This window comes from Frateuria sp. sgz306004 (assembly GCF_057750885.1).
The window spans coordinates 1-1116 of the sequence record NZ_JBYLFE010000019.1 but is presented as its reverse complement, the minus strand read 5'-3'; the positions used below and the strand labels follow the sequence as shown (position 1 = coordinate 1116).

The following is a 1116-nucleotide window of genomic DNA, read 5'->3' as shown; positions in this document are numbered from 1 at the left end:
GGCGGTGTCAATCTAGAAGTGCATCATCGATGGCTTGGGCGAGGTCATCACGCCCCATCGCACGCATGAACATCTCGGCAGGACAGTGGTAGTCGAGGGTCGCTCGCGGTCGCAGGTTCATTTCCCGGGCGATGGCGTCGAGCTTTCGTTGGCTATGCACCGACAGGTCGGTGCCTTTGGGCAGGTACTGCCGCAGCAAGCCGTTGGTGTTCTCGCAGATGCCGCGCTGCCAGGGACTGCGCGGATCGGCGAAGTAGATCGCCAGCCCCGTACGTCGGGATAACGTCTTGTACAACGCCATTTCCTTGCCCTGGTCGTAGGTCAGCGTTTGGCGCAGCGACGCCGGTAGCGGCCGAAAGGCTCGACTGAAGCCCGCAAGCGCGTCCTCTGCCGAGCAGCCGTCCATCTTCACCAGCTTCAGAAACAAGGTGCGGCGATCCACCAGCACCCCCACCGAGGACTGGTTGCGCGCTCCCTTGAGGAAATCGCCCTCCCAGTGGCCCGGCAACACGCGTTCGTTGGCCTCGGGCGGCCGATCATGAATGCTGGGCAGATCGTGCATGCGGCCGCGACGGTTGGCGCCTTGCCCGCGCGGACGGCGCGCGCACTTGTGCTGGCGCAACAGCGCCACTAGCCCGCGCCGCAGTTCCCCGCGCGGGGCAGCGTAGATCGCGGTGTAAATCGTCTCGTGGGACACGTGCTTGGCCGGCTCGCCAGGATGCTGTCGGCGCAGTGTGAGGCTCACCTCTTGCGGTGACCAGCGTCGGGCCAACAGCGAACGCACCAGACGCCACAAGGCGCTGTCGCGATGCAACTTACGTTGCCGGCGCGCCTTCTGAGCCAATCGTCGGGCCCGTTGCCCCGCACGGCGGGCGTCATAGCCGAGCGTCGGGCGGCCCAGGCGAGGGCTATCGGATGGCTCACGATGCCCGTTGCGCGCCAGCTCCCGCGCGATCGTGCTGGGCGAACGACCCAACATGATCGCTAACTGCCGGGCGCTCTCCCCACGCGCCTTGCCCACCATGATGGCGCCTCGCTCTTCGGCGCTCAGATGACTGTAGTGCTGACCCATGCATCACCTCCATTGGGGTGTTGCACTTGATGTTAGAGACCGCC

The 1116-nt window shown here is 65.6% G+C and carries 1 protein-coding gene; it reads right to left on the bottom strand.

Annotation, left to right across the window (positions count from 1 at the left end):
• Nucleotides 1-7: 7 nt before the first annotated feature.
• Nucleotides 8-1072, bottom strand: coding sequence for an IS30 family transposase (locus AC3G2C_RS19775; RefSeq protein ID WP_488386341.1), 1065 nt, complete (start codon nt 1070-1072; stop codon nt 8-10).
• Nucleotides 1073-1116: the final 44 nt, after the last annotated feature.

Bases quoted from the DNA above. Each gene is read 5' to 3' on its own strand.
- AC3G2C_RS19775 (WP_488386341.1), bottom strand. From the start codon at position 1,072: ATGGGTCAGCACTACAGTCATCTGAGCGCCGAAGAGCGAGGCGCCATC.